At 42.1% G+C, this 724-nt stretch carries 1 protein-coding gene; it reads left to right on the forward strand.

Going from position 1 to position 724, the window contains the following annotated elements; genetic code table 11:
* Positions 1–711 (forward strand): IS3 family transposase (locus tag AC2TDN_RS26585; RefSeq protein ID WP_484690741.1); only part of this gene is annotated, 711 nt, incomplete at its 5' end.
* Positions 712–724: the final 13 nt, after the last annotated feature.

Here is a 724-nt window from a genome sequence, read left to right on the forward strand (position 1 = left end):
TGGAAAGGGTTCAAAAAGGGCTCTCGCTCCATAAAGATGGTTCTTGAGAATGAATTTGGTATCACCTATAACCTTAAAAGAATCCGCCGGTTAATGAAAAAACTAAACCTTGTGTGTCCGCATAGAAAAGCGAACCCTTACAAGCGAATGGCCAAAGCCACGCTCGAACATCGAACCCTGCCTAACAGTCTACAGAGGGATTTCAAGAAGGGCATTCCGGGGCTGGCTTTGCTTACAGACATCACTTATCTTCCATACGGCCGAACAGAGATGGGTTATTTGTCAACCATATTGGACGCTTCCACAGGCGAAGTTCTGGCACAGAACCTTTCAAACCGAATTGATTTATCCATTGCGACCAAATCTATAGATATACTCATGAAACAAAGACGTGTGAAGTTGCATAAAGATGTTTTCGTTCACTCCGATCAAGGAAGTCATTACACAAGTCCCACGTACCAAAAACTGTTGAAACAGAAGGGTTTAGGTCAGTCCATGTCTAGGCGCGGAAACTGTTGGGATAACGCTCCTCAGGAATCATTTTTTGGCCATATGAAAGACCATGTAGACAGTCGCAGTTGCACGTCTCTCAAAGAGTTGCAAGGTAAAATAGATCGTTATATTCATTATTACAATAATCACAGATATAAATGGGGATTAAAAAAGATGACCCCTGTACAGTACAGGAATCATCTAATGTCAGCTGCCTAACCTTCTCTTTTTA

It is taken from the genome of Paenibacillus sp. Y660 (assembly GCF_057221575.1).